Origin of the sequence: Pseudomonas sp. EA_65y_Pfl1_P113 (assembly GCF_963970525.1) — a bacterium.
GTDB classification, from domain to species: Bacteria; Pseudomonadota; Gammaproteobacteria; order Pseudomonadales; family Pseudomonadaceae; genus Aquipseudomonas; species Aquipseudomonas tritici.
Genome location: NZ_CAXAQM010000104.1, coordinates 1 through 1,054, shown reverse-complemented (window position 1 = coordinate 1,054; position 1,054 = coordinate 1). Strand labels below are relative to the sequence as shown.

The following is a 1,054-nucleotide window of genomic DNA, read 5'->3' as shown; positions in this document are numbered from 1 at the left end:
CGATACCCCACGCATCTCCTGCGATCTCTTTCTCGGTTTCCGCAATCGCCTCGGAGATGGCGTCGACTTCCCTTACCTGACCCATGGAATGGCACCTTTTTCACTTTGCCAGCGTCTGGTGCTGGACGGACCGCAGCGCCGTTCGCGTCCGCAAAAGAGCTTTGCGGACGGCACGCCGGCACTGATGAATCTGCGTTTGCGCCGTATGGAGGACGCCTGCCGCAGGGTTTGAGAAGAGCGGCACCCAGGAGCCGCGCGCCGTCTGGTGGCGCTGACCGAAACTCGTTTGTTCGCCTCGTCGAGCGGCCTTCAGGCCGCCCTCAGGCCGCCTTGCCGCCCGGCTGGCCTTCGGCCGCCTCGGCAAGCTCGGCCTGCTTGTCCCTGTACATCTGGACGGCCTTCTGCAGGCTGTCGATCAGGGCCACCGCCGCATGCGGCGAGCAGCGCAGATGCGCCACGCAGACCGCCTCACGCATCACCGCCCCGTCGGCCTTGGGCACGATTGAGGCCGCGGTCAATTCCACCTCGACGCCCATCCCGGCGACCCCATAAAGGGGCGCGTTGTCGAAATAGACGAACGGCGCGGCGGAGGCGTTCTTGAGCAGCGGCGCCGCGGACGGCGTGGAGGGTCGACCCTTGAGGGACATGCGGCTGTAGATCCTGTGGTTGCGGAACTGGCGATCAGGGCGCAGGGTTGAGTTCGTCCGCCGCCACACTCAACTTGCGCTTGTCAAGGGGGTTGGCGGGAGGGGGCAACGTGGGGTAGTGGTGGAGTTTCAATGCAGAGATATTTGCATGCAATCTCAAGTAATTTCCGAGAAACGCCAACACATAACCCATCTTGATGGTTGGCGGGGACTTTCAATCCTGCTGCTATTGATCGGACATCTTGAGTTGACCCCGCTTCTTTGGGGGCGAGAGTTTAACCCTCAAAGCCTCGCCGTCGAATGCTTCTTCGTTTTAAGCGGCCGGCTGATGGCCGAGATTTTGTTTGTTCGCAACAGCCCGCTTGGACGCTTCTACGTTCATCGGGTGTCCCGCATCTTCCCGGCAC

The 1,054-nt window shown here is 62.0% G+C and carries 3 protein-coding genes; 2 read left to right on the top strand and 1 reads right to left on the bottom strand.

What is annotated here, in order from left to right; translation table 11 throughout:
• Positions 1–232, top strand: a 232-nt coding sequence (locus tag AACY52_RS28485; protein WP_339561093.1) for a hypothetical protein, incomplete at its 5' end; no start/stop codon positions are given.
• Between the two features lie 88 nt (positions 233–320).
• Here AACY52_RS28485 and AACY52_RS28480 read toward each other — a convergent pair.
• On the bottom strand, positions 321–647 hold the full coding sequence (locus AACY52_RS28480) for a hypothetical protein (RefSeq protein ID WP_339561092.1): 327 nt from the start codon (positions 645–647) through the stop codon (positions 321–323).
• Positions 648–795: 148 nt separating this feature from the next.
• Here AACY52_RS28480 and AACY52_RS28475 point away from each other — a divergent pair.
• A partial coding sequence (locus AACY52_RS28475) for an acyltransferase family protein (protein ID WP_339561091.1) occupies positions 796–1,054 on the top strand: 259 nt, incomplete at its 3' end.

Coding starts and splice junctions, on each gene's coding strand:
- AACY52_RS28480 (WP_339561092.1), bottom strand. CDS start 647: ATGTCCCTCAAGGGTCGACCCTCCACGCCGTCCGCGGCGCCGCTGCTC.